The following is a 2,981-nucleotide window of genomic DNA, read 5'->3' as shown; positions in this document are numbered from 1 at the left end:
CTTTTGTTAGTGACACATCTTTCCCTATGATTTTGTTAATGCTTTTTGGTATGTTTGGCATATAAGTATCTTCTATACTTTTTAAGCCAAAAGTATCCATCCACTCTTTTTGAACTTCAGGGCTTATTGTTAATTTAATGTATAATTAATCACCATAAAGTCAAGCTTGCACGTAAAGAAACACAGCTTTTATCAAGCATAAAGAAAGCCTTAACCCCTCTTTTACACAACTTCTATAAGCCTAAAAAGAGGGCTTAAAAACAAAAGGAAAAGCCATGAAAGCACTAGATTTAGCACGCTATATAGTTCAACTAACTGACTTAAACGGTTTTCCTGTAAGTAACCTGCAACTTCAAAAGATAATGTATTTTGTGAACTTAAAGCATATTAAAGATACAGGAAGCTTTTTAATTGATGAGCCTTTTGAGGCTTGGCAGTTTGGTCCAGTAGTAGAAGAGGTGTATAGAGAGTATTCTATATGGGCAGGTCTTGCAATTTATACTGACGCTAAAGTCTTAGATGATAGGACTTTATCGCCTGATATGAATGAATTGATACTAAATTTGGCTAAAAAATATCCATGGGAGTTAGTAAACATAACCCATCTCCCTAATAGTGCATGGGATAGAACTTATCAAGGTGGTAGTGGAAATCACGCCCTTATAAGTAAAGAGCTTATAAGGCTTGATGCCCAAAACTTTAAAGGTTAAGCGTGGATACAAAAGAGAAGTTACAAGAGCAAAAAGATAAAGGGCTAACAAAGATACTTCAGTCATTAAGAAACGCTAACTTAACCGATAAGTTCCAGTTTGAAGAAAAGCTAAAAGATCTAAAAAATATCTACAGTGGTAAGTATAGACATAGTTATGGCTACATAACAAGTTTTTTACTTAGTGTTCCAGTAGATGAGATAAACTCTATTATGAACAACTTGACCGTTCTACACAAATATGCAGTAGATGAAAACGAGAGTGAAAGCTTGCAAGCTAATTTATTTAAACTCTCAGATCATGTAAATCTTGAATATTACAGACTAAAAGATTTTTTGCCGTATAAAAATAAGATAAAAGAGATTAATGAGGCAGTTCATCAAGTAAAAAACCTAGAAACTGAAGTGAAAAACACCAAAAAAGAATACATAACCATACTTGGCATCTTTGCTGCTATAGTTGTAACTTTCGTTGGAGCCTTTGCTTTTTCTACTTCCGTGCTTACAAACATCATGCAAGCTAGTCCTTATCGCATAGTCTTTATAGCTTGTTTGGTAGGGCTTTTTATAGTTAATATATTAGATGGATTATATAGGTTTATAAAGCTTTTAAACGGGTTTAGTTTTAAGTACTGGGACAAAAACAATCAAGCGTTAATTTTTAACATAATAGTTGCTGTCATTATGATAGTTGATTTTATAGCATGGATGATTATAAGGTCTGTTTAAATATAACAGATGTTTTGATATTGCTTGTATAGCTTTGTTTTTTACAGACAAGTTTGCTCTAAATTATGTATTTTTTCCTTGCTTGTTTGTTTCTATAAACAACTTTATTTTTCGGTGGTAATAAAAATTTTTACAAAAAAAAGTGAATACTTTTAGAGTATAAACTAGTGGCGGTAGATTCCACACCAATGCCGCTAGTGTTTTGCTTTTTATATATAAAGCCAACTGTTTTTTTAGTGATGTTATAATCTCAAAGCTAATCCTATGAAGATGATTCAAGCTAAAGTCTTTATTTAAAGGTTGTGTTAGTGTGAATGAGCTATATCAACAGGGTTAGTTCTTCCAGTATCCGGTTACTATCCACTTATTGTCTTTATTTCCTTTGTAGTCAAGAGATATGACAGCTTGTGCCTTATCGCTATATAGATAAACTCTTGTTTCTCCGTATTTTGCCTCACCATTTTGTATTAACTCTGGCAACTCTTCTATAAACTTTAGTGCAGCTTGCCTTCCTTTGTCGCTAGTTCTTCTTTCCAATATATGTTTTAAGCCTTTATTGCTATCTCCCCAAACTAAGTTTATATCCCCTAAATCAGGTCTATAAAAAGCCCCTGCAACTTGACCTTCTTTAGTTTTTAGTAAGTGTTTGATAGCATCTTTTGGTTTGTGATAAAACTCCTTATAGTTAACCCCAAACTCACTTAGTCCTTCTTTTTGCAACTGCTTTAATGTTTTAGGGCTCTTCCTTTTTGACCACTTCTTGACTAATTTTAGGAGTTGTAGTAGCATTTTGTTGTATATCAGTCTTGTTGGTTGAGGACGTGATATCTGTAAAAGCTTTGCGAGAATCCAGAAGCTTTGGAGACTGATATACAACCTCTCCATCTTTTTCTAAGTTATTTATAGTATTTGCTGTTTTTATCCAGTTTGAACTAACTATATATTCACCTTCATAGTTTTTAACCACACTAGTAAAGTACAACTTATCATCTAGTATTTTTGCAAATATAATCGCATCGTCTTTATCTCTTAGTACTATATCAGGGGCTTCAAGTGTTGGTCTTATCTCATTAATTTTGCTAGTTCTATTGTTTGCTACTAGTTTTCTAAAACTACCTAGTGTTAGCTTTATATCCCCACCTAAATACTCTTGCACAACTCTAGGCACTTTAGGCACAAACTCATCTTCAAGATTTTTAAGCCCTAAGCTTTCCATCCACTCTTTTACAGTATTTGCATCTGCAGTAACTTCTTTACCTTCATTCGCTCCAACTTTTTTGTATGTAAAAGTATAAGGCTTATATTGTCTTACGTTTTCACTATCTAGCTCTCTAGCTTCTTCTTTGGCTTCCTTGCTTATCTTATCTACATCAAACCCTTTAGTCTTTTTTTTTAAGAGGTCTTCTTCATTAATGCTTTTTATAAAGTCTTCTAGGCTTTGTATCTTTGTTCTAAAAAGATCATTATTTTTAGTAGATAAGCCTAGGCTATCTAAGCTTTCATATATGTCTTTTTGTCCCTTCTTACTTACCTCTAGACTTAA

At 32.9% G+C, this 2,981-nt stretch carries 4 protein-coding genes; 2 read left to right on the top strand and 2 right to left on the bottom strand.

From position 1 onward, the window contains the following. The first annotated feature begins 275 nt into the window (after positions 1-275). The gene (locus BKH40_RS08480) at positions 276-710 is read left to right on the top strand and encodes a type II toxin-antitoxin system antitoxin SocA domain-containing protein (RefSeq protein ID WP_095278591.1); all 435 of its coding nucleotides are present in this window, start codon (positions 276-278) and stop codon (positions 708-710) included. Positions 711-712: 2 nt separating this feature from the next. Beyond that, positions 713-1,438 (top strand): hypothetical protein, encoded by a 726-nt coding sequence (locus BKH40_RS08475; protein WP_095278590.1) that lies wholly within the window; start codon positions 713-715, stop codon positions 1,436-1,438. 333 nt (positions 1,439-1,771) lie between these two features. Here the strand turns inward: BKH40_RS08475 and BKH40_RS08470 are convergent, their stop codons facing one another. Beyond that, complete coding sequence (locus BKH40_RS08470) at positions 1,772-2,158, bottom strand: hypothetical protein (protein WP_095278589.1); 387 nt, start codon at positions 2,156-2,158, stop codon at positions 1,772-1,774. Between the two features lie 13 nt (positions 2,159-2,171). Continuing rightward, on the bottom strand, positions 2,172-2,981 hold an 810-nt coding region (locus BKH40_RS08820; protein ID WP_180675176.1), incomplete at its 5' end, for a PBECR2 nuclease fold domain-containing protein.

Source organism: Helicobacter sp. 11S02629-2, assembly GCF_002272875.1.
GTDB lineage: Bacteria > Campylobacterota > Campylobacteria > Campylobacterales > Helicobacteraceae > Helicobacter_I.
This window is presented reverse-complemented; position numbering and strand designations above follow the sequence as displayed.